This is a genomic window from Variovorax sp. RO1, from assembly GCF_002849325.1.
Classification (GTDB): domain Bacteria; phylum Pseudomonadota; class Gammaproteobacteria; order Burkholderiales; family Burkholderiaceae_C; genus Variovorax.
In genome coordinates this window covers 709228-732530 of sequence record NZ_PKMT01000001.1, presented here as the reverse complement: position 1 = coordinate 732530, position 23303 = coordinate 709228, and the positions used below count along the sequence as shown (strand labels likewise).

At 65.9% G+C, this 23303-nt stretch carries 18 protein-coding genes; 6 read left to right on the top strand and 12 right to left on the bottom strand.

Annotation, left to right across the window (positions count from 1 at the left end; genetic code table 11):
• The first annotated feature begins 13 nt into the window (after positions 1–13).
• The 3 genes from CY658_RS03395 to CY658_RS03385 all read left to right on the top strand — a co-directional run bounded on the left by CY658_RS03395 (position 14) and on the right by CY658_RS03385 (position 3672).
• Positions 14–976 (top strand): Bug family tripartite tricarboxylate transporter substrate binding protein, encoded by a 963-nt coding sequence (locus tag CY658_RS03395; protein WP_101488858.1) that lies wholly within the window; start codon positions 14–16, stop codon positions 974–976.
• A gap of 4 nt (positions 977–980) precedes the next feature.
• Positions 981–2216, top strand: coding sequence for a CaiB/BaiF CoA transferase family protein (locus CY658_RS03390; protein ID WP_101488857.1), 1236 nt, complete (start codon positions 981–983; stop codon positions 2214–2216).
• A gap of 151 nt (positions 2217–2367) precedes the next feature.
• On the top strand, positions 2368–3672 hold the full coding sequence (locus tag CY658_RS03385; RefSeq protein ID WP_101488856.1) for a porin: 1305 nt from the start codon (positions 2368–2370) through the stop codon (positions 3670–3672).
• Positions 3673–3711: 39 nt separating this feature from the next.
• Here CY658_RS03385 and phaP read toward each other — a convergent pair whose 3' ends face one another.
• From phaP to CY658_RS03355, 6 genes are all read right to left on the bottom strand, one after another.
• Positions 3712–4161 (bottom strand): phasin family protein, encoded by a 450-nt coding sequence (phaP, locus tag CY658_RS03380; protein WP_101488855.1) that lies wholly within the window; start codon positions 4159–4161, stop codon positions 3712–3714.
• Between the two features lie 45 nt (positions 4162–4206).
• Entirely contained in the window at positions 4207–5547 is a 1341-nt protein-coding gene (locus CY658_RS03375) for an MFS transporter (protein ID WP_101488854.1), read from the bottom strand.
• A 48-nt stretch (positions 5548–5595) separates the two neighbouring features.
• Positions 5596–7215, bottom strand: coding sequence for a wax ester/triacylglycerol synthase family O-acyltransferase (locus CY658_RS03370; RefSeq protein WP_101488853.1), 1620 nt, complete (start codon positions 7213–7215; stop codon positions 5596–5598).
• 40 nt (positions 7216–7255) lie between these two features.
• Complete coding sequence (locus CY658_RS03365) at positions 7256–8968, bottom strand: long-chain-fatty-acid--CoA ligase (protein ID WP_101488852.1); 1713 nt, start codon at positions 8966–8968, stop codon at positions 7256–7258.
• 40 nt (positions 8969–9008) lie between these two features.
• Positions 9009–9788, bottom strand: coding sequence for an esterase/lipase family protein (locus tag CY658_RS03360; protein ID WP_101490206.1), 780 nt, complete (start codon positions 9786–9788; stop codon positions 9009–9011).
• 553 nt (positions 9789–10341) lie between these two features.
• Positions 10342–11382: an AraC family transcriptional regulator gene (locus tag CY658_RS03355; protein ID WP_101488851.1), complete on the bottom strand. Its 1041-nt coding sequence runs from the start codon at positions 11380–11382 to the stop codon at positions 10342–10344.
• Between the two features lie 300 nt (positions 11383–11682).
• Between CY658_RS03355 and CY658_RS03350 the strand changes: the two genes are divergently transcribed.
• The gene (locus tag CY658_RS03350) at positions 11683–12597 is read left to right on the top strand and encodes an alpha/beta fold hydrolase (RefSeq protein WP_101488850.1); all 915 of its coding nucleotides are present in this window, start codon (positions 11683–11685) and stop codon (positions 12595–12597) included.
• A 13-nt stretch (positions 12598–12610) separates the two neighbouring features.
• Here the strand turns inward: CY658_RS03350 and CY658_RS03345 are convergent, their stop codons facing one another.
• From CY658_RS03345 to CY658_RS03335, 3 genes are all read right to left on the bottom strand, one after another.
• Positions 12611–14467 carry an ATP-binding response regulator gene (locus CY658_RS03345; protein ID WP_101488849.1) on the bottom strand — a complete coding sequence of 619 codons (1857 nt, stop codon included), beginning with the start codon at positions 14465–14467 and terminating at the stop codon, positions 12611–12613.
• On the bottom strand, positions 14464–15072 hold the full coding sequence (locus tag CY658_RS03340) for a response regulator transcription factor (protein ID WP_101488848.1): 609 nt from the start codon (positions 15070–15072) through the stop codon (positions 14464–14466). The genes CY658_RS03345 and CY658_RS03340 overlap by 4 nt, the downstream gene beginning before the upstream one ends.
• Positions 15073–15176: 104 nt before the next feature.
• The gene (locus CY658_RS03335) at positions 15177–15569 is read right to left on the bottom strand and encodes a hypothetical protein (protein ID WP_257884651.1); all 393 of its coding nucleotides are present in this window, start codon (positions 15567–15569) and stop codon (positions 15177–15179) included.
• A 167-nt stretch (positions 15570–15736) separates the two neighbouring features.
• On the opposite strand from CY658_RS03335, the gene CY658_RS03330 reads away from it, so the two are divergent.
• Positions 15737–17425, top strand: coding sequence for an InlB B-repeat-containing protein (locus CY658_RS03330; RefSeq protein WP_101488846.1), 1689 nt, complete (start codon positions 15737–15739; stop codon positions 17423–17425).
• A gap of 122 nt (positions 17426–17547) precedes the next feature.
• On the opposite strand, the gene CY658_RS03325 is transcribed toward CY658_RS03330, so the two are convergent.
• On the bottom strand, positions 17548–18138 hold the full coding sequence (locus CY658_RS03325; RefSeq protein ID WP_101488845.1) for a TetR/AcrR family transcriptional regulator: 591 nt from the start codon (positions 18136–18138) through the stop codon (positions 17548–17550).
• Between the two features lie 205 nt (positions 18139–18343).
• On the opposite strand from CY658_RS03325, the gene CY658_RS03320 reads away from it, so the two are divergent.
• Entirely contained in the window at positions 18344–19093 is a 750-nt protein-coding gene (locus CY658_RS03320; protein ID WP_101488844.1) for an SDR family NAD(P)-dependent oxidoreductase, read from the top strand.
• Between the two features lie 539 nt (positions 19094–19632).
• On the opposite strand, the gene CY658_RS03315 is transcribed toward CY658_RS03320, so the two are convergent.
• Positions 19633–21963, bottom strand: coding sequence for a P-loop NTPase (locus tag CY658_RS03315; protein WP_143713579.1), 2331 nt, complete (start codon positions 21961–21963; stop codon positions 19633–19635).
• A gap of 516 nt (positions 21964–22479) precedes the next feature.
• Complete coding sequence (locus CY658_RS33160) at positions 22480–23175, bottom strand: hypothetical protein (RefSeq protein ID WP_180838852.1); 696 nt, start codon at positions 23173–23175, stop codon at positions 22480–22482.
• Between the last annotated feature and the right edge of the window lie 128 nt (positions 23176–23303).

The following is a 23303-nucleotide window of genomic DNA, read 5'->3' as shown; positions in this document are numbered from 1 at the left end:
AGGAGACAACACCATGCTTCGCAGTTCCTTCCTCCTCGGCGCGCTGTGCGCCTTGGGGACCGCTTCCGCCTGGGCGCAGGCGCCCTACCCCTCGCGCCCCCTCACGCTGGTGGTGCCGTTCGCCGCGGGCAGCGGCACCGACATCGGCGCGCGCGTGCTGGCCAAGGACCTGACGGAGTTGCTGAAAACGCCCGTCGTCATCGACAACAAGCAGGGGGCCAACGGTGCGCTGGGCGCGGCAGCGGTCGCACGCGCCAAACCCGATGGCTACACGCTGCTGATCGGCTCGGCCACGACCAACGCCGTCAACTTTTCGTTCTTCCCGTCCAAGCTGGGCTATGAGCCCGGGTCGTTCGACATGGTGGCGGGCCTGGGCACCAGCCCGATCTCGCTGTACGTCGCGGGCAACGCCAAGTGGCGCAACCTGGCCGACCTGCGGGCCTACGCCAAGGCCCATCCGAACGAGCTGCGGTGCGGAAGCGGCAACGCCGTGACGCAGGTGGCCTGCGAGATCTTCCGCAAGACGACGGGCATCGATGCCGTCACCGTCCCCTACAAGTCCAACCCGCAATCGCTGACGGACTTGGCGGGCGGACACATCGACTTCGCGTTTTCCGACGCGTCGGTGGCCAAGGTCTTCATCGACGGCAACAAGCTGAAGCCGCTGGCCGTGGCCGCCGCACAGCGCTATCCGGCCACCCCGGACGTGGCGACGTTCCGCGAACAAGGCATGGCCGATTTCGAGCTCGCCGGATGGACCGCCGTGTTCGTGCCCGCCGGCACGCCGGCGCCTGTCGCCGAGATGCTGAATGCCGCGGTCCGCAAATCGCTGGCGTCGCCGGAGTCGGTGCAGCTGCGCGCCAGCAACGGAACGCAGCCGCTGGCCTTCACGCTGGAAGAAAGCCGCCGCTTCGCCAAGGAAGAGATCGCCCGCTGGGCGCGCTACGTGAAGAACAGCGGCGTCAAGCCGGAGTGACGTCATGACATCGAACACCACCACACCCCTCGCAGGCCTGCGCGTCATCGACTGGACCCACGTGCTGGCCGGGCCCTTCGCCGGCTACCAGCTCGGCCTGCTCGGCGCCGAGGTGATCCGCATCGAGCGCGCCGACAGCGACGACATGATCCGCGCCAAGGGTCTGGACGCCGAACTGACCGCCCTCGGGCTGGGCGAGACCTTCGTGACGCAGGGCGCGGGCAAGCGATCGCTGGCCATCGATGCGCGCGACCCGCGGGCCAAGGAAGCGCTGGCAGCGCTGATCGGCAGCGCGGACGTGCTGCTGGAGAACTTCCGGCCCGGCAAGCTGGCGGCGCTCGGCTTCGATCCGCAGCAACTGATCGAACGCCATCCACAGCTGGTCGTCTGCTCGATCACCGGCTTCGGGCCTGCCTCGGACCGGCGCGCCTACGACCACGTCATCCAGGCCGCCAGCGGCCTGATGGTGGCCAACGCCGGCAGTGACGGCAAGCCGCAGCGGGTGGGCTTCCCCCTGGTCGACTACGCCGTGGGCCAGCAGGCCGCGCTGGCGGTGATGAGCGCGCTCTACCGGCGCGACCGCAGCACGAGCGGCGAGGCACGCACACGCGGCGAATGGCTCCAGGTGTCGATGATGGGCGCGGCGCTCACGCTGATGGCGCCCACCTACGCGGGGCCGCTGGTCAGCGGCATGGAGATGCCGCGCAGTGCGTCGACCGCGTTTTCCGGCAGCCCCTTGTCGGGCACGTTCGAGGCGACCGACGGCCAGCTGGCCATCGTCTGCAATGCGGCCAACCAGGCGCTGGGACTGCGGAACGCGTTGCGCGAGGTCGGCACGGACGCAGCGCTGCTGTCGCAACTGCACGAGGCCGCCGAGCAGCGCGATGTGACGCGCGCGCAGGCCTTGCTGGGCCAGGCGCTGGGCGGACAGACCGTGGCCGAATGGGATGCGCTGCTGACCCGCCATGAGGTGCCCGCCACGCCGGTGATGCGCCCGGCACAGGCGGCGGCACAGATGGCGCGCGACTGGCCGCATGTGGAACTGTCACTGTCCCACACCTCGCGACGGGTGCCCGTGCCGGGCATCGGCTTCACGTCCAGCGAGCCGCTGACGCCTTCGCTGCGCGCACCGGTGCGTCGCGGCGCGGACACCCGCCGCATCCTGGCCGAAGCCGGGCTGGAGGCGTCGACCATCGCGGCCATGTTCGCCGACGGCGCGGCGAGCGAACCCGCGGCCTGAGCGCCCACGGCGCGCCCTGACGCGCGCCTACCCCACCGCACCGAAGTCACTGAAAGGCGCACGCCCTTCGGCACACCCGAGCCCTGGAACGCAGCGATGCGCACCAGCGGCCTCGTTCATCCCTGAAGAAGCACGCAACGCAAGACCTGCCATGAAGCAACATCACGCCCTGTCCGCCCTCGCCCTCCTCGCCGCCGGCACCGCATCGGCCCAATCGTCCGTCACGGTGTTCGGCATCGTCGACGTCGGCATCAGCCGCTACACGTCGAAGAGCACGTACCACAGCCCCAACCCCTTCGCGGTGCCTTCGGCCAGTGCAGCAGGCGGCGCGAAGAAGAGCCAGACCGCGATGTCGAACTCGGGCTATGCGGGCAGCCGCATCGGCTTTCGCGGCACGGAAGACCTGGGCGGTGGCCTGGCGGCCAGCTTCTGGCTCGAGTCGGGCATCTCGAACGACGACGGTGCCAAGGGCATCGACAACTTCAACCGCCGCTCGACCGTGAGCCTGTCGGGCCCCTTCGGCGAAGTGCGGCTGGGCCGCGACTACGCCGCGACCTTCTGGAACGACACGGTGTTCAGCCCCTTCGGCACGCAGGGCGTCGGCACCAACCTGATGGCCAACATCAACAGCCGCCTGGCCGCCGCCGCCGGGCCGCGCTCCGTGGTGGGCGCGACCGACAACTACGTGCGCACCGGCAATTCGATCGGCTACTTCCTGCCGCCGAACCTGGGCGGCGTCTACGGCCAGCTGCAGTACGCGCTGCACGAGAACACGAAGCGCAGCGACCAGGCCGGCACGCCGTCGGCCAAGGGCCGCTTCGTGGGCGGGCGCGTCGGCTACGCCCAGGGCCCGCTCGACATGGCCGTGGCCTACAGCCAGAGCACGGCCGCCGACAGCACGACGCTCAACGCGCTGGGCCTCGTGACTGCCACGCAGGCGCGCAAGATCAACTCGCTGAACCTGGGTGCGTCGTACGACTTCGGCCCCGCCAAGCTGTTCGGCGAACTGTCGCGTGTGCAGGACCAGAACGAGACCGGTGCGCTGCAGAACCTGCCGGGCCTGGCCGCTCCGCTCATGACCACCACGACGCGCAAGGACCGGTACGACGGCTACCTGCTGGGCGTGAGCGTGCCCGTGGGCCCCGGCCTCATCCGCGCGTCGTACGCTTCGGTGAAATACAAGAACGGCGCGCCGGCCACGACCGATCTGAACAGCAACCGCGACACCACGGCCAACCAGATCGCACTGGGCTACGTGCACAACCTGTCCAAGCGCACCGCGCTGTATGCCTCGGTGTCCCGCATTCGCATCAAGAACGGCTGGAACAACCCCGGTGTGATGGGCGCCATCACCGGCGGTTCGGTGAGCTACCTCACAGGTGGCACGGCGCAGGCCGCGGGCTGGGCGCCGCGCTCGTCGATGGGTTACGACGTCGGCATTCGCCACGCCTTCTGAACGGACGCCACGCAGACATCCTGCGTGGCGTTCTGGCGTTTACTTCTTCGGCTGCAGCAGTTGCTGCAGGTTGGCCATGTTCTCGTTCAGCCGGTCCTGCACCACCTTCCAGCTGTTGGTGCGCGCCTGCGCTTCGAGCTGCGCGAGTTCGCGGAAGTTGTCGACGGCCTGCTGCACACCACGCTGCGCAGCCTCGGTCTGCTTGGAGAGGGCGTCCTTGCCGGTGGCGTCCTTCAGTGCGTCTTGCCACTGGGCCAGCGTTTCGCGCAGGATCTCGCCGCGCCGCTGCGCCAGCGACTGGATGCCTTCGTAGGCCTGCCGGTTGGCCTCGGCCAGCGCTTCCATGTCCTTGCGCTGCCATTCCACGAGCGCGCCGACGTCCACGCCGGGCAGCTTGAGCTGTTCGATCAGCTTGCCGAAGTCTTCCATCGACGGCAGCGCCGTGGGGAAGAGAGGGCTGGTGTTGGCTGCGGTCTTGCGGGTTGCCATGAATCGAATCTCCTTGGGTGAATGAAATATCGGGTAACGAAAAAATCAGGCCGTCGCGAGCTGCGAGCGGCGCGCGGCGGCGGGCCGCATGACGAGCATCAGGACCACGCCTGACGACAGCCACAGCCCGATCGCAAGGAACATGCTGTTGTCCGAGCTGCCCGAGGCCGTGGTGATCCATGCGGTGATCACCGGCATCACCGCGGGCCCGAGGTTGCCCAGGCTGCTGATCAGCGCAATGCCGCCGGCCGCCGACTTGCGCGGCAGGTACTCGCTGATGGCCGCGAAGAAGATCGGCGTGTTGGCCGACTGGCCGATGCTCATCACCGCCAGGCCCGCCAGCGCCAGCACCAGGTTGCCGCCGCTGAAGACGGCTACCAGCAGGCCGGCCGAAGCCAGCGCCACGCAGAAGAAGAAGTGCTTGCGCCGCTCCAGGTGCTTGTCGGAACTGCGGCCGACGAACACCATGCCGATGGCGCCGAAGACCGCGGGTATCGCGGACAACAAGCCGACCATGAACACGTCACCCACGCCCCAGTTCTTGATGAGCGTGGGCACCAGGAACACCAGCGTGTAATTGGCGCCCAGGAACAGGAAGTACACGAAGGCCATCGTGAACACCTTGGGGTCGCGCAGCAGCGCCCAGAACGAACCGTGCGAGGCGGTCTCCACCGCATGCGGCTCGTTGTCCAGGTGGTTGCGCAGCGCGAGCTTCTCGGAAGGCGTGAGCCAGTGGGCCTGCTCGGGCTTGTCCTTCAGGTAGAAGAACGCAACGATGCCCAGCAGCGACGCCGGCAGGCCCTGCACCACGAACAGCCACTGCCAGCCGTGGTGGCCGCCCAGGCCGTTCATGTACTTCATGATCCAGCCCGACAGCGGTCCGGCCAGCAGGTAGCCGATGGCGGTGGCCGTCATGAAGATCGAGATCACGTTGCAGCGCCGCGCCGAGGGGTACCAGTAGGTGAGGTACAGGATGATCCCCGGGAAGAAGCCCGCCTCGAACGCGCCGAGCAGGAAGCGCAGCACGTAGAACTGCGTGGTGGTCTCCACGAACATCATGGCCGAGGCCACGAGCCCCCAGCAGAACATGATGCGCAGCAGCGTCTTGCGTGCGCCGATCTTCTCGAGCATGAGGTTGCTCGGCACCTCGAAGAGAAAGTAGCCGATGAAGAAGATGCCCGCGCCCAGCGCATAGGCCTCGTTGCTGAAGGCCAGCGTCTGCTTCATCTGCAGCTGCGCGAAACCGATGTTGATGCGGTCGATGAACGCGACGATGTAGCAGAGGATCAGCAGCGGCAGCAGGTGCCAGCTGACTTTCGAAAACAAAGCCTCGTCCGCCGCGTTGTACGGCGCGCGGGCGGGGGCCTGCGCAGAAGTGGGGGTCATGGTCTTGCTTCCTTGGGGGGTCGGTCGATGAAGGGATCGTCGGGAAGGCTAGGCAGCAGCAGCGGTGGCGCGCTTGCCCTTGGCGGCTGCGGCCGGCTTGCGCGGCGCGCGGGGCTTCTTGGTGGCGGGCGCTGCAGTCGCAGCGACTGCACGTGGCTTGGACGCAGCGGGCGCCTTCGCGCGGCGCGGAGCCTTGGCGGGCACGACCTCGGCTTCAGCCTCCTTCGCGACCGCTGGCTTGGCCGCGGCCTCGATGCTCGGCAGCCGCTCGATCTGCCGCAGCGCCGCGCGCAGGTGGCCGATCAGCTCGTACGACTCCTCCTGCGACAGGATGCGACGGCAGGCCGTGAGGCCGAAGTCGAGCGAGCCCGCATAGCTCTGCACGGTGATGTTCAGCGCACTGCCGTGGTACGGAATGGAGACCGGGTAGAAGTGCATCATCCGCGCGCCCGCCACATAGAGCGTGGCGCCCGGGCCCGGCACGTTCGAGATCAGCACGTTGGCCGCGGGCGGCACGCGGCGCGCCAGGTTGGAGCGGCCGTACAGCGAGGCCAGGCTGGTCATGAGCCAGGGCGAGCCGGTGATCGGCATGTCCACGCCGAGCACCGGCTTGAGCTCGCGCACCACGGCCTTGGCGGCTTCCGACGAGGCATGGATCGCCTTGAAGCGCTCGGCCACATCGCCGATGTCGGTCGCCAGGTCGACGCGCACCATCGACACCTGGTTGTTCATCGAATCGTCGCCCTCCGCGCGCAGGCTCACGGGCACGCCGGCGATCAGCGCTTCTTTCGGCAGCAGGTTGCGCTCTTTCAGGAAGCGGGCCAGCGCCTCGCTGCACATCGCCATCACGATCGTGTTGACGGTGCCGCCCACGCGCTTGCCCAGCGCCTTCAGTTCGTCGAAGGGCAGCGACATCGTGCTGTACGAACGCTGGTTGGTGATGGCGTCGTTGAACATGCTCTTGGGCGCCATGCCCAGGCTCAGGCGGCGCTGGCCCTTGCCGGTCTGCTGGCTCGCGAGCACGCTGCCGGCCGCCGTGAGGGCGCGCGCGGCTGAAGGCAGCAGCTCGGCGAGCTTGCGGTACTGGCGCGCCGAGTTGGACACCGCCGCCTGCAACAGCTCGGCCACGCCGAGCTGGTAGTGGCTGCCGCCGCCGCGCTTGCGGCGCGCGGGCCGCACCTCGCGCATCTGCGCCGTGGTGTCGTAGAGCACCTTGGCCAGCTCGGTGCCGGCCTTGCCGTCGACGCCGCTGTGGTGGGCCTTGGTATAGAAGGCCACCTGGCCGTTTTCCAGGCCTTCGATGACGTACATCTCCCACAGCGGGCGGCTGCGGTCGAGCAGGCTCGAATGCAGCCGCGCGACCAGGTGGTGCAGCTGCTCCATGGTGCCGGGGCGGCGCAGCGTGAGGCTGCGCACGTGGTAGTCGAGGTCGATGTCGTCGTCGTCGATCCACACCGGTTCGGCCAGCTCGAAAGGCATCTGCGCGAGCTTGCGCGTCAGCACCGACGCCAGGTGCAGCCGCTTGCCCAGCATGCCCTTCACGTCTTCGTAGTAGTCGCCCCGGTAGCCCTCGGGCAGGTCCAGGAGCATGAGGCTGCCGACGTGCATCGGCGTCTCGGGGGTTTCAAGGTGCAGGAACGACGCGTCCATGCTGCTCAGGTGGTCCATGGCGGGCCTCTTTCGTCGGTTGGATTGGGGGTGGTGCCGTTCAGGCGGTGGCCGCGGCGACGGCCTGAGCGCGCAGCTCTTCGTCCACGAGGTCTTTCTTCGAGAGCTTGCCGACCGCCGTCTTGGGCAGCGCGGCGCGGATCTCCAGGGCCTGCACCATCTCGTGCTTGCCCACGCGCTCCTTGAGGAAGGCCTGCAGCTGCGCCAGCGTGAAGGGCTCGGCGCCGGCCTTGAGCATCACGAAGGCCTTGGGCGACTGGCCGCGGTAGTCGTCGGGCACGCCGATCACCGCCACCTCGTTCACCGCCGGGTGCTGGTAGATGGCTTCTTCGAGCACGCGCGGATAGACGTTGTAGCCGCTGCACAGCAGCATGTCCTTGCAGCGGTCGACGATGAAGACGAAGCCGTCGTCGTCCATGTAGCCCACGTCGCCGGTGCGAAAGAAGCCGTCGAAGGTGGTGCTTTCGGCCGTGGCCTCGGGCTTGTTCCAGTAGCCCTTCATCACGTTCGGGCCCTGGATGCACAGCTCGCCCTTCTCGCCCAGCGGCACGTAGCGCGACGGGTCTTCGAGGTCGAGCATCTTGATGACGACGCCCGGGTGCGGAATGCCGCACGAGCCGGCCTTGCGCTGGCCGTGCGCGGGCGAGAAGGTGCCGGTGGGCGAGGTCTCGGTCATGCCCCAGCCTTCGGCCAGCCAGGTGCCGGTGATGGCGCGGAAGCGCTCGCCGACCTCCATCGGCAGCGGCGCGCCGCCCGAGTTGCACAGCTTGAGCGAGTGCAGGTCGTACTGCGGCGTGTCGGGGTCGCCGATCACCGCGGTGAACATGGTGGGCACGCCGCAGAAGGTGGTGAGTTCTTTCTCGGCGATGTCGCGCAGCGCGGCCTTGGGGTCGAAGCGCAGGTGCTGCACGATCTCGGCGGCCAGGCGCACGCCCAGCAGCAGGTTGACCGTGAGCGCGTAGATGTGAAACGGCGGCAGCACCGCGAGCAGTCGTTCGGTGCCCATCTGCAGCACGGGCGGCGTGCCCGACTGCGTGATCACCACCTGTTCGCAGGCCGACGACAGGTTGGCGTGCGTGAGCATCGCGCCCTTGGGCAGGCCGGTGGTGCCGCCCGTGTACTGCAGGATGGCCAGGGCCTCGCGCGGATCGCCGAGGGGGTGCGGCGTGTAGCGGCCGTCGTTGTCGAGCAGCTCGGAAAAACGCAGGTGGTGCTCGTCGCCGGAGATCTCGACGGTTTCGTTCTTCGCCTTCATCTGCGCGGCCACCTGCTCGGGTGCGCCGGTCATCTCGGCGAGGTTGCCGACGATGAGCTTCTTCAGGCGTGTCTTGCCGAGCATCGCGGCCATCTGCGGGTACAGCGACGCCAGGTCGAGCGTGATGAGAAAGTCGGTCTGGCTGTCCTCGATCTTGTGCTCGAGCACCTTCGCCGCATCAAGCGGCGAGTAGTTGACCACCGTGCCGCCCGCCTGCAGCACGCCGAACAGCGCGACCAGGTAGTGCGGCGTGTTGGGCAAAAACAGGCCCACGTGCACGCCGGGGCGCACGCCCAGGGCCTGCAGGCCCTTGGCGGCGCGGTCGACCAGCGCGCCGAGCTCGCGGTAGTTCAGGCGCTTGCCCATGAAGTCGATGGCCGGCCGGTCGGGAAAGCCGGCCACGGCGTCGATCAATATCTGCTGGACCGAGGTGGGCGTGATCTCGTGGTCCCACGCCACGCCTTCGGGGTAGGAAGCCAGCCAGGGCTTGCTGTTCATGTGCGTCTCCAGGAAGTGAGTGAGTGACTGATGAAGCGGGTCAGGCGGCCTTGCGCACGTCGCGGTGCGGGTCGAGGTAGAGCAGGCGGCGCAGGCCTTCGCGGCGGAAGGGCTTCCATTCGCCCTCGGGCTGTGCGAGCCGGTCGGCAATGGCGTAGAGCACCACGGGGTTGTGGCCGAGGCCGCAGTGGCTGCCCTCGACCTCGATGTTTTCCGAGGTCGCGGTCTCGCGTTCGCGGCAGCCCTGCCAGGCCACGATGCCGTCGCTGCGGCTGTAGATGGCGCTGGCCGGCACGGGCGGCGGCGTGCGCATGCGTTCGCGCTCGGGCCAGTCGTCGACCTTGCGCTCGCTCACCCTCTCGTACAGCCGCCACGCGTTGCTCGCACGCGGCTCGCCCGCGAACGGACTGCCGAGCGTGATGACGCTGCGCACCTGCGACGGTGCGCGCCGTGCCAGCTCTCGTGCGAACACGCCGCCCAGGCTCCAGCCGACGATGCTCACCTTGCGCTGGTAGCGCTCGTGCAGCTCGGCCAGGCGCGCCTGCATCTGGTCTTCCACGCCAGGGCGCGGGCCGAAGTTGGGGCCGAGCTTCCATCCGTGCGCGCGGTAGCCGCGGTCGCGCAGGAAGGCACGCAGCGGTTGCGTCGATGCATCGCTCGCCGAGAGGCCCGGCAGCACGAGCACGGGATGCCCGTCGCCCGCGGACGCCATGCGCAGCATCGGGGCCATGGTGAAGAACGCGGACAGCTCCGCCACGGCGCGCCACTCGAGCATCAGCAGGCGACGGGACGGCGGGGCCATCGAAGAGGATTCGGTCATGGTCATCTCGGGAGTGGAGGGAAAGGGAAAAGGGAAAAAAGAAGAGAGGAAGAAAAAGCCCGACGTGCAGTCGCGATGCACACGGCTACCCGGTCGGGCGGTCGTTCGAGAAAGGATCGAGGTCGGGAAAAAGGAAAAGCAGCGACGCGCAACGGCGGCGCCCTGCCAGTGAGTCGGCTCGCATGCATGGGGTGAACCCGCCGCGTACGTCCAGTCCGTGCCGAGCATGCCGGCACGCGCGAGGTGCATCCATGTGTTGTCTGTCTCCTGTCGGCCTCGTCCGTGCCTTCAGCGAGGCTCGGATCGGGCACTTTGTTCTGGTTGCTCCGGGCGCCATCTTTTCGCTGCGACGTCGACAAGAAAAGGTGCGATGCGACCACTTCGCGGTGATTTCGGGACGCGTGTGGAAACGACGCGCAGGGGCGGCTCACAACTGCGAACAGAGATGTGGATCGACGGCCACATGCGCGACACGCGAACGCCGCACGAAGGCGCTCGCGTGTGAATCAGCAGTGACGTTCGCGATGCCCGATGCGGCATCGCTCGAAGAAGCTCAGGCCTTGGCCGCGCGGTAGTCCTGCGGGCTGCGGCCGGTCCAGCGCACGAAGGCGTGGCGGAAGTTCGAGGCGTCGCTGTAGCCCAGTCGCTCGGCGATTTCCTCGGTGGTCATGCGCGTGGTGCGCAGGTATTCGATGGCCAGCACGCGACGCACATCGGCCAGGATGCCGCGGTAGGTGGTGCCTTCGGTTTCGAGCCGGCGGCGCAAGGTGCGCGGATGGATCGACAGCTCCGAGGCCATCGGCTCGATGGTCGGAAAGCGCCATGGCATGTGGTCGATCAGCGTGCGCCGCACCACCGACGAGACGCCGCCAGAGCGCGGCAGGTCGGCCAGCACCTGCTGGCACATCTCGCTCACCATCGCATGCGTGACCGAGTCGGGCAGCCGCGGCGGATGGTCGACCCACGGCGAGCCGATGCGCAGTTCATCGCGCGGCTGGCCGAAGGCCACGGGGCAGCCGAACAGCGTGCGGTAGGCGCTCAGGTCTTCGGGCTCGGCAAAGCGCACGTGCAATGCAGAGAGCCCGAACGAAGGGCCGAAGAGATCGCGCCCCAGCCGCAGGTGCACCGCAAAGGCGAACTCGAGCGCGAAGCGGTACAGCGGATCTTGCGGATCGGACGACAGCAGCACCTCGTAGGGCAGCACCGCGGTGCCACCGCTGCACGTGTACGACACCGGCCCGGCCACGGGGCCCATGACGCGGTTGTACTTGATGCTGAAGTCCATCAGGTCGGCATGCGTGGGACTGCTCAGCAACCCGTAGCCGTACATGCCGTAGGCCGTGAGGTGCATGCGGATGCCCGCGCGGAAGGCGATGGTGGGACCGGGCGCAAGACGCACCGCGTTGCGGAAGACGATGGCCGCTTGTTCGTAGGAAATCCGCGTCGCAGGTGCGCGCAGTTGTTCTTCCGTCAGGCCGCTTCCGCTCAGGGTGTGTCCCGGTGTGATGCCTTCTTCGACCAGGGTGGCGACGATGGCTGCGACGCGCTGGGGTCCGTAGACGCGTGACGCGAAGTCGGGTGGCGAACGATGCACGGCGATTCAATCCCTTCAGAACACGTGCCTTCGATTGCAAAGCCGCCACTGGCTTCGCACTCCAAGGTCGTCGCAGGATATCGAAGCGTTCTGCGCGTGCAGACTCGGAGTTTCCCGATGGTGCGAAATTGTCCCGAAGTCACTCGCGGATGGTCTGAACGAACCTTTCTCGCTGCAACACGCCACGGAAAGATCGTCGGCGAACCACCGGCCCGGCCGCAGGGCAAAAAAGCGCAACGCGCGACGGTTGCCTTTCGCTTCTCTTCCTTTCTCTCCCCTTCCTTTTCACAGCCACGCCCCATGCAACGCGCCCCTTCTTCCCCTTTGTTCGCTTCGTCCAACGGCATCGAGCTGGCGTATGACTGCTTCGGCGATCCGGCCGCACCACCGCTGCTGTTGATCATGGGCCTGGGCACGCAGATGATTGCGTGGGACGAGGCCTTTTGCGAACGCCTCGCCGCGCGCGGCTACCGCGTCATCCGTTTCGACAACCGCGACATCGGGCTGTCCACGCGCCTGACCATCGCGGGTATTCCCGACGTGGCGAAACTGCTGGGGCAAGCCCTCGCGGGTGTGCCCGTGAACGCATCGCAGGTGCCGTACACGCTGGCCCACATGGCGGACGATGCCGTGGGCCTGCTCGATGCGCTCGACATCGAAAGCGCCCACATCGTCGGCGCCTCGATGGGCGGCGCCATCGGCCAGGAGATCGCGCTGCGCCATCCGGCGCGCGTGCGCACGCTGGTGTCGATCATGGCGACGAGCGGCGCCCCCGATTTGCCACCGCCTCAACCCCAGGCGCTGCAGGTGCTGCTCACGCCCACACCGCTGGACCGTGCCGGCTACATCGCGCGCCAGCAGCAGGTGATGAAGGTGCTGCGCGCCGGTTCGCATCCCGAGGAAGAAGCACTCGACGCCGCACGCGCGGAACGCACGTTTGAACGCGGCCTGCACCCGGCCGGCTATGCGCGCCAGCTCGCGGCGATCATCGCCTCAGGCAGCCGCAGGGAGCGGCTGGCGTCGCTGAAGGTGCCGACGCTGGTGATTCATGGCGATGTCGATCCGCTGGTGCCGATCGAGTGCGGGAAGGATGTGGCGCGGCACGTGCCCGGTGCAAAGATGGTGACCATCGAAGGCATGGGGCACGCGCTGCCGAAGGTGACGTGGGCGCCGGTGATCGATGCGATTGCGGGGCACGCGGTCGCGACGCGCTGAATCGATCCATCGATCAGTCGGGCGCGCGCTCTCTGCCGCGGGCCTGCGCATGGCCCAGGAAGGCACGCAGCTGCGAGGGCCGCACCGGCTTGACGAGCACCGGCAGGCCGGCTTCGCGTGCCGCCGCCAGGTAGTCGCCTCCCACGTCACCGGTCACGATCAACGCGGGCAGCTCCACCTCGTTCAATGCGAGGCGCAGGTCTGCGATGGCCTGGATGCCGCTCACCTGCACGCCGAGCCGCAGGTCGACCACGAGTGCATCGGGTCGGAAGCCCGTCTGCAGGCAACCGAGCGCGCCCGCCATGTCGCCCGCGGCGCGGACCTCCGCGCCCCACGACGCCAGCAGCCCTTGCAGCGCCTGCAACGAACTCTGGTCGTCATCGACCACGAGCACGCGCGCTGCCAATGCGGTGGTCGATGACGCAGCGAGCCGTTCGGCATCGTCCGCCCGTCCGCTCTCGGCCACATCGGCCAACGGCACCTGCACTTCGAACACGCTGCCCTGCCCCGGCTGCGAGCGCACGGTCACGCCCAGGTCGAGCAATTCGCTCAATCGCTTGACGGTCGCGAGGCCGAGGCCGTAGCCCAGGCGGCGGTCGCGCGCCGGGTTATCGATTTGATAGAACTCGTCGAAGATGTGCGGCAGATGCTCGGGCGTGATGCCGATGCCCGTGTCTTCGATGGCCAGCCGCAGCCGGCCGTTGTCGACCGAGCCGACGATCCGCACCGCGCCCTTGCGCGTGTAGCGGATGGCGTTCGCCAGCAGGTTGGTGAGCACGCGCGTGAGCAAGGCGCGGTCGCTGCGGATGGTGGCGGCGTCGATCGCCATTTCGAACTTCAAGCCCTTGGCCGCGGCCACCGCCTGGTGCGGCCGGCAGCAGTCGCGCAGCAGCGCGTCGATGGCGAAGAGCGACCACTGCGGGCTGATCGATCCGGCATCGGCGCGCGTGATGTCGAGCAGGTCATCGACCACGTCGGTCATGCCGTCGGCGCAGGCCACGAGCTGCTCCGAAAGCTGTTGCACCTGCGGTTGCGTGCTGACCGTGTGCAGGGTCTGCGCGAGCAGCGCCATCGCGTTGAGCGGCTGGCGAAGGTCGTGGTTGGCCGAGGCGAAGAAACGCATGCGCGCGGCCACGGCTTCTTCGGCGGTCTGGCGGGCCGAGCGGCTGCGTTCGTTTTCGGCGCTCAGCGCGGTCACGAGTTCGGCATTGCGCCGGCGCTGCGCCTGGATCTCGTGCAGCGCGCGAGAGAGCTCCCTGGAACTCAGCAGCGTGTAGACGCCAATCAAGGTCACGATCATCGCCATGCCCAGGTGGTAGCTGCCACCGAACCAGATGTCGCGCAGCACCAGCGGCCCGAGGATGAGGCCCACATAGACGATGGCCGACCGCTCCATCGTCGAGAGCCGGATCGCGCCGCCGAGCGAGACGGTGACCATCGTGATGTGAAGGATGGCCTCGGCCTGTGCCGGCCCGTCGCTCTGCAGCAGGACGCACAGGACACCCCACGACAAGGCCAGGCTCTGGCTGCTGGCCATGAGGGGCAGCGCCATCGCCGCGAGATTCGACCGAAGGCCGGGCCGCAGCGCCCATGCGACCCAGATGCCGCCCCGCACGGCGACGAGAAAGCAGTAGACGGCGAACCACGCCTGCATGCGCGCACCGTCCGCGCCCGTCGCGTACTCGCGATAGCACAGGTACCCGCCGAGCGCGGCCAGCATCCACGCCCAGGGCGTGGTGCGGATCATCTGCTCGACCTGCTGGAGCTGGAGGTCCGAGAAGCGCAGGCACGCGGCGATGAGGCCGCGCGCACCGGGGTCGCGTTGCGCTTTCAGCGGCGGTGCGAGAGCGGCAGGCACCGACGGCTTCATCGCGGCTCCAGCAGCAGCCCCGCGCGCCGCGCCTGGACCAGCAGGTGGGTGCGATTGCGCGCGTCCATCGTGTCGAGCAAGGCCGTGATGTGGAGCTTGACCGTGCGCTCCGCGATCGCCAGCTCGGCGGCGATCTGTTTGTTCTGGCGGCCTTGCGCCACCAGCAGCAGCACTTCGAGCTGGCGCGGCGTGAGGCTCGCCACCGGCAGGCCGGTGCGCGAGACCAGCACATCGAAAGACTCGCCGCCGGCGGCCACCTCGTCCAGCGCCGCCGCGATGTGCGCCACCGAGCGCGACTTGCCGATGAAGCCGGCCGCACCCGCGGCCCGTGCGCGGTCGGCGAGTGCCGGTTCTTCGTCGCCCGAGATCATCAGGCGCGACACGAGGGGATGCCGGGCACCGAAGAGACGCAGGCCCTCGAGGCCGTCTTCACCGCCCAGACGGTAGTCGATCAGCACGATGTCGGGCGCGCATTGCGAGGCAAGCGCCACGCCCTCGGCCAGCGAGAGCGCGGTCTGCACTTCGAAGTCGGGACGGGCGTGCGTCAGCGCATGCGCAAAGCCGACACCGAACAGCGGGTGATCGTCGACAAGCAGGAGTTTCATGGTGCCGTGATCCTTGGGTGCGGGCCCGGCCCGCGCCCTCTCCTCGTAGGGCGCCATTGTTGTCTACGCCGGCGCATCGGTGCCGCGCCGGCTGTCGCGACGCCTCAGTTGCAACGGCCGGCCGCGCGCAGCAGCGCATTGCAGGCCGGTGCGGGACCGGTAGCCGGCCGCGTGGCGGAGCGGCGCGCGGACGCGGGGGCGTCGCTCTGGCGCATCTCCTGGCAGATGGCATCGCTGACCACCCGACCCACCACCGACACCGAACCCTCCACGTAGCAGCTGTAGACCCGTCCGCCGTCGGTGCGGGCCTGGAAGGTCGTCTGCACGCCGCTGTCGGCCCGGTTCGAGATGGTGAACGCCTGCGGCGGCAGGCCCAGCGCGCGCGAGGTGTTCGTGACGATGGCGTCGTCGGTCACGGCATGCGAAGCACATCCGCCTGCCAGAACGGCAGCCATGAGAAGCAAGGGCGAGCACAGGCGCGTTCGTGAAGAGGTCATGCAGGGAGCCTATCGGGACACCTTGCAACGGCCCATAGCACCTTAGGGCAGGTGCCCGAAGGTGCTATGGGCCGCACGCGACACCGTCCCTACGATCCGGCCCTCTTGAACGAACAAGCACAGAAGGCACCGGGCCCCGGCGCCAGCGGACGCGGAGGAACACAGACATGACGAAGACGAGCAGCTACAGACGGTGGATGGTGTGCGCAGGCGCGCTGGCCCTGCTGGCGGCCTGCGGCGGCGGTGGCGGTGGATCGGGTGGCGGCGCGCTGCCGCCCCTCGGCCTCTTTCCACCCGCGCCCCCGCCGGCGGCAGTGACCCATCGACTGGAGGTCGGCATCACCGGCAACGGCCGCGTCGGATCGCAGCCCGCGGGCATCGACTGCACCGATCGCTGCAGTGCGGATTTCAGCGCGGGCACCGAGGTCGTCCTCGCAGCCACACCAACCGCGGGACAGGTGCTCGGCAATTGGGGCGGCGCATGCAGCGGCAACGCCAGCACCTGCACCGTGCGGATGGACGCAGCGCTCGTCGTGACGGCCACCTTCGTGGCGGCTCCGCCGGTGATCGGCTGGGGCGATGCGTCGGCGCTGTCGGCCGGCGGCGCCAGCCTGCCGAAGACCGCGATCGACGCGCAAGGGCGCGCGCTCGTCGTGTGGCGCCAGATCGAAGGCAATCCCCAGGTGGATCGGTTGTGGGGCAGCCGCTACCTGCCCGGCAGCGGCTGGACCGCGCCGCAGCGCCTCGAGGCCAACGCCGGCGGCGTGCGCGACATCCGCGTCGCCATCGACAAGCCCAGCGGCCGCGCCGTCGTGCTGTGGACCCAGCTGAGCTCCGTGACCGGCTACGACCTGTGGGCGCTGCCCGTCGACCCTGCAGGCGGCTGGGGCAGCCCCGCGCTGCTGGAGACCGGCACCGGCATCGTCGGCAACGCCAGCGTGGGCATCGACGCCAACGGCAACGCCGTCGCCGTGTGGTCGCAGATCGGACCGGCCACGCGCTTCAGCATCTATGCCAACCGCTACACCCCGGCCGGCGGCTGGGGCACCGCTGCGCTCATCGAGACCAACGAAGTCGTGGGCAGCGTGGACGGCGACCCAGCCGTCGTGGTCGCGGGGTCCGGCGAATCGGTCGCGGTGTGGAAGCGCTCCGACGGCAGCAGCGCCTCGCTCTGGACCAACCGCGCCAACGCAAGCGGCACCTGGACCACCGCCACCGAACTCGTGCCCGACACCGGCACCGGCCACTCCATCGGCGCCCACGACCTGGCGATCGACGCCGCCGGCAACGCCCTGCTCGCCTGGGGCCAGGTCGACCTGCCCGGCGGCAGCAACCAGTGGGAGAGCGCCGTGTGGTTCAAGCGCTTCTCGGCGGGCGCGTGGCAGAGCAGCACCACACGGGTAGGCGCACCTTTCGTCGCCACGCAGGCCTTGCTGAGCACGCCCGTGCTGCGCATGAATGCAGCGGGTGCGGCGGTCGTGAGCTGGGGGCGGCTGGACAACGCGCTCATGGCAGCAACGGCAGCGCCGGGGGCGGCCTTCGGCGCGGACCGTGCGGTGCGGGCGGCGGCTTCACAGGCGTTGGCGAGCTTGCCTGCTGTGGGTGTCGACGATGCGACGAACGCGCTGGTGGCATGGGCGCAGGGCAATGGGGTGGGGACGAGCGATCTCTATGCGGCTCGGCACACGCTGGCGGATGGCTGGGGGACGCCGGTGGCTCAGGAGGGCACGGACGAGATTGCGACTGCGCCGGATCTGGCGATGAATGAAGTGGGGAATGCGGTGCTGGCTTGGCAGCAGTTTGAGGCTGCGAGTGGGACGCGCATCTTGGTGCGGCAGTACGGGTCGGGAAGGTAGTTGCGTGAGGGGGCAAATGGCTGCCCCCTATCGCAGCCATGGCGACCACTCGCCCAAAGTGCGCGGGCTCGACGCCGAGGTCCACGAGCCCTGATCACACGCCTATCGGCGTGACGGTGCAATCAGGCGCGGCGGCCCGGCCACGTCGCCAAGGCCTGGTCGACGACTTCGTACAGGGCGATCCGCGTTGCCCCGGCTTTCGCCTGGACCGCCATTCCCTGCGTCAAGGCCATGATGAAGCGCGTGAGTCCGCCTGCATTCGCGGAATCTGGCAGGTCTCCTTCGGCCTTCGCCCGCTCCAGCCGCTTGTGCAAGGCGGTTTCCGTCTCTGCCTGCCAGCGTGCCAATGCGCGGCTGACGGGTTCAACTTCTTCCGAAGAGCCTACGGCACTGTTGGTGCTCATGCAGCCTTGAGCGGATGAATCCAGGGTCTGGATATCAGCCGAACCGCGAAGGATGCGCTCGACAACCTGAAGAGAGGTGGGTTCGTCCATGGCCTCGGTCACGAAGCCCATGTACCTTGTGATGTAGCGGTCGAATGCGCGAAGAAACAGGGCTTCTTTGTTGCCGAATGCAGCGTAGATCCCCGGCCTGGCGACTTTCATGGCCTCTGAGAGGTCGGAAAAAGACGCGCCTTTGTAGCCCTTCTGCCAAAACACGGCCATGGCGGCGTCAAGCGCCTCCTCGGTATCAAACTCGCGGTGACGGCCCATCTCAGTGCTCCCACCTGGCTTTTCATTGATTCAATACCGATCATTATAAATCGCTTGACGCCTTGCGCTTCGATGGATAACGTTCGGTACTGTAATGATCGGTACAGAAAATAAGGCCAGATGGCCGGGTGCCCGATCAAGGAATAACCAGGCAAGGGGCTGACCTGGAACATTCAGCCCAGAGAACACAAGGGAATAGACAAAAATGACAAAAACTCTCGATGGCAAAGTGGCCGTCATCACGGGCGGTAGCTCCGGAATCGGACTCGGTATCGCCAAGCGCTTTGCGTCCGAGGGCGCCTCCGTCGTGATCGCGGGCCGCCGTCAAACTGAACTGGATGTGGCAGTCGCAAGCATTGGCGGCGAAGTCAGTGCCGTTCGGGTAGATATCTCGAAACTCGCCGATCTGGACGCGCTCTATGAGTTCGTCCGGAGTCGCTATGGCCGTGTGGACATCGTGGTTGCAAATGCAGGCAGCGGAACGTACGCACCACTCGGAGAAATTAGCGAAGAGCAGTTCGACCAGGCGTTCGGCATCAACGTAAAGGGCACGCTCTTCACTGTGCAAAAAGCGCTACCGCTCCTGTCGCCAGGATCGGCGGTGATCCTGACCGGCTCGGGGATGTCGATCAAGGGAATGGCCTCCCTCAGCGTCTACGGCGCAACAAAGGCCGCAATCCGCAATCTCGCCCGCAGCTGGATCCTGGACCTGAAGGGCAAGGGCATCCGGGTCAATGTGCTGAGCCCTGGACCGATCAGAACGCCCGCGCTTGTGGGGATGGTCCCTCCTGAACAAGAGCAGGCCTTTCTCGATAGCTTCGCCCCCAACATTCCGCTGGGCCGCGTCGGCGAGCCCGACGAAATCGCCAAGGCGGCGGTCTTCCTCGCATCGGATGCGTCAAGTTTCGTCAATGGCGTGGAGCTGTTTGTCGACGGCGGCATGGCGCAGATCTGACGAGCGCCGAGGTCCGCGACCTCGTGCAGGCCCGTAGAGCCGCCTCATCGTTGGCCTCAGGATTTCCGCGGGAGAGAAAGTTGCACGGCAAGTACTTTGCGTACTTGCTGTGCACTCGCGCAATGTCTTGGCCCACAGCAGCAGCGTGGTCGAGCTTCGTGCGAAATGCCTCGATCGTCGGGGTCCTGTCGCAGCATCCGGGACGCAACGGTCGCATTGCCGACGGATGGGTAAGGATGTCGAACTGGCCGAGCGTCGATGAGAGACATCGATGGCTGGCGGAGAGTGTGGCCACTAGGCGGATACTCGCAAGTAGTGTCACCAAGCCCCGCAGCAAACGCGCTCATCAACGCTTCGCATGAAGGTCAAGCCTCAGGGGCCATCTCTGCGGCTCATCTAGTCGCAATTGTTCTGATGGGTGCATGGATGGGTGTCCCCGAAGAATGAGCCGAGCGATTCGGATGCGCCCGACGGCCACGGCACCGACAGCGATGGCCAGCGCCAAATCAGCCCTGTGCATTCGACAGTCTGCAAGACCGCTACTTCAACGCTCTTAGTTCCACGGCGACTTCGCGCCGGAGTTGCCTCATTCGCCGATCACTAGTGCGCACCTTGAGTTCTGCCTCCAACCAAGTTGCAGCAGACTCAAGATAGGTGACAGCTGCGGCAGATTCAGGCAGCTTCTTCGCGTACCTGATCGCTTGGTCGGCGAAGACCTTTGCGTGATAGGCCTTGCGGTGATCCTCTGTGTAGCACCTTTTCAGGATCCTCATTGACTCGTCCAATGAGTCAATCACCTCAGCTTTCAACGGCTTCTGTGCGTTGGCGCTAAACAGGATGACTGCATATGAATTTCGGATGGCCGAGTTATTCTTACTCATGCCTCGCGCCTCGTCGATCCACGAGAAGGCAAGCTCGTACTTATGCTTGCGCGCGAGATACAAGGCGCCGTGCTGCTTCAACGAATGGGAAGAATCACGACCAAAGGCACGTTCGTAGAACGCTAGGCCTTCTTCCCATTTCGAAAACGCTCGGCCTGTTAATTGCGAGTCGTAGGCTCCCCGCCGGAATACGTCGTATCGGCCGATTTTTGTCGTCGACACTTCGGCATGGAAGATTTCGAGCATCCTCTTCAACTCAAAGGGGGGAATCTTACGAAGGACGAGTTCAGACACTTCTCGTGAGCGCGGGACATAGTAGTCCTGCGAAGTGTCTGCAAGTACTCCTTCATACGGCGAAAGCACTGAGCCCATCGCCAGGAGATTGGCCGCAGTCTCCTCTGCACTCAAGCCGTGAACTCGACAGAATGCCGCCCCAATGTCTACTGAGATTGGAACGCGACATGCGTAACAGTAGCAAGCGACGAGGAGCAAATCGTGTTGCGGCAGATTTGAAGATCTCAGCTCTTTTACCGCCTGCATAAACCGATCAGCAAGAGAATTCTTGAGGATGGTCGACGTGATAACTTCGAAGAAGGTAGGGTCTGCATCCCCGGACAACTCGTCTTGAGATCTGTCGTACTGTCGCCGAATGACGTCGTTGGGCACACGGTCCTGAACCGCCTGGACGTCGACGCCGTTTAGTCCAGATACATCGAGTTCGATGAATTGGTGTTGGGGGAATCTGTGTGCGACGCTTTCGAAAACATAGTCCCGTTCGGCAGCTACAACTTTGATCAGGCTGCTCTTGGTTAGGATCTGTATTGCTTCGGAAGCGTCGGCAGCGTTATCGATGAAAAGCAGCACGGGCTGACCCTCCGCATCGATGTCCCGGGCTAGAAGTGTTGCCTTCTCAGGCGTGATTTCGTCGATGTAGAGGCACTGGCCAAAACCCGTTGTGCGAGTCGCGAGCTGTCGGAGCAGAGTGGTCTTACCGCTGACAGCTCCGCCGATTAGCGCTACATGCTTAGGTCCGGCGATAGCATTCTTGGCGGCGGTGAAGTGCTCCGTCTCGTGAATTTTCCCCGAATAAACGTCATACCAAGTCGGCTCGCCCCCCAAATAGAACTCGCTAATCGATCGAACAGGAACCTTTGCGAGTGGCGGTATTTGAAACTCGCCAAAGTGCTTTCCCACGAGCGATTTCGCCGCTCCGGCAACTTTCTTTACTTGCAACTGCCCCAGATACCTCAGCAGTTCAACCGTATCGGCGATGATTGTTTGAAAGCCGAGCGATGTGTAGTACTCAATAGCCTCAGCGTCTTTGGAGCGCAGCACGATCCAAGCTTCAGCTTTGCTTCGGCCTGCGGCGGTCTCCCTAGACAGGGACTGCAACACACCAGCATCCTCAACTCTGTAACCCCAATACAAAGTAGGTGTCTGTTGAATTCGACTCACGTAACCGAACCACTTGTCTCGATCTCGGTCAAAGCTCGAAGCAATCTCCAACGGCGAGAAGTCATACTTTCCGTCGCCGTGAAGCACGCTTCCATGCAGAGGTATGTAGTCGATTGCGCTGCCGCCCGAGATAACTGGCCCCCTCATGGCAACATCGTTGATGTAGTACTTTTGACTACTTTCAAATATCTTCGGAATGAGATCGTCGATGTTGGTTGTGAAGATTGCCTTGAGATTGATGCGCTCCAAATGGGAGTACTCAGGCGCAAACTCCTCTACGGTGAACCGTTGCTTGAAGAAGTCATTCAGCTCTTCTCGCCGCGTGCTAGAGATAATCTGGCAGAGTTGTGACAGCGTAAGTCCAGACGGTTTCGGCCGCTGGAAATAGTCGAGAAGCTCAGTTTTCAGACCGTCGCCAACTGGGAGATTCTTGCCGCCGGACTTCGCGGCTACCGAGAAGCCGGCGCCAAGGAAAAAGTTCATCCCTTCGCCGAGGGCGTGGCGAAACAATTGTTCATTTTGAATTTGCGGCATGCAGATTGAATCTCCTCATCGCCACGTTAGCACGCGCCGCCGGCACTCTCAAGATTGCGCACTACGCACCTACCTCATCTGAGGGACGATGAGCGAGGAAGAGCGAAGAGAACGCGCAAGGGCCTGGAGGTCCATGCCGTTCTCAATAATTGGCGGGAGTATGACCACCCCGCGTGAGCACCAAATCATGTCGCGCAGACTCATCGCGCGCCACTAGCCGCCCCCCCGAGTGACCGCATCCCAGGTGGAGCTTGGCATTTGACAGACTTCCGAGGCGCACAGCCCCACCCGCGCCCACGCCCACGTGCGACAGGCCTAGAGGCTAGACGCGCCTCTGACACCGTTCGCACAGCCGCAGCGTCACGCACGCAAGGCGACCATGGCTCGCGACGCCCCCAAAGCAGTCCACACCTCCGAAGCCAGCACCCCTCTGTCGGGTCCGACCAGATGGATACGGGAATGGGGAGAGCGTCAAGGAGTGCTGATCGGCCAACTCGACCTTAGGCTCGAACGTGGTTAGCTGCATCCGTCGTCCTGTCTGATGCAGAGTTGCCCGTCGTGATCATCCGAGCATCGCAGGTCACATCCTCGTGCCCCCGCCTTCGAGCTCTCGGGCTGCGCGAATCCAGGCTTACCCAGCATCCCGCGCGGTTGTCCTTCGATCCAGCTCACAAACCGACCGAGGAGAGGCGCATTCAACTTCCACTTGTGCCCTTGCGTCCGATGCACCAGAGAGCGCAAGCCCCGCGGCAATTCAATCGCATCCTCACCGAAGTATGTGTACTCACGGCCGATCAACACGTTCTTGCCGCCAAGATCCACATCCCTATTTCCGGGCCCGTGCACGCCTTGCCGCTGCCGAGGCCATGGTGGCACTGAGTAGTCGTAGAGGCAATCGCCCCGTCTTCTGGCTCGACTCCGACTGGACATGTCCGGGATACGATGCTTCCACTCCAAAGGCGCACGCCTATCGTATTCTTCCAACGTGATCGCTTCATCGACCCGCATCGCATAGATCATGCGACCGTCCAGCCCCGCAGCCGCCGAGCCTGTGCCCAGAATCCAATCACCAGCACGAGCGGTCCGGCGAATAGCCGGCTTGCAGATCGCCAGCGTGCACATGCCGTTGTAGGGGTTGGGAGCCGCTCCGTCATCGACTCGAACAATGTACGAATAGAGCCTGGGGGCTCTGTGAGCTTCCGACGCCGCCATACTTCCGCCACTCCAGAGAAGAAATGGCGTTGATGCTACCTCTACTGCCCCCTCCCGTCGGGTTGTAGTGAAGACACGACAACAGAGTTCGACGGATAATTTCACGTCATCTCATACCAAGTCACGCT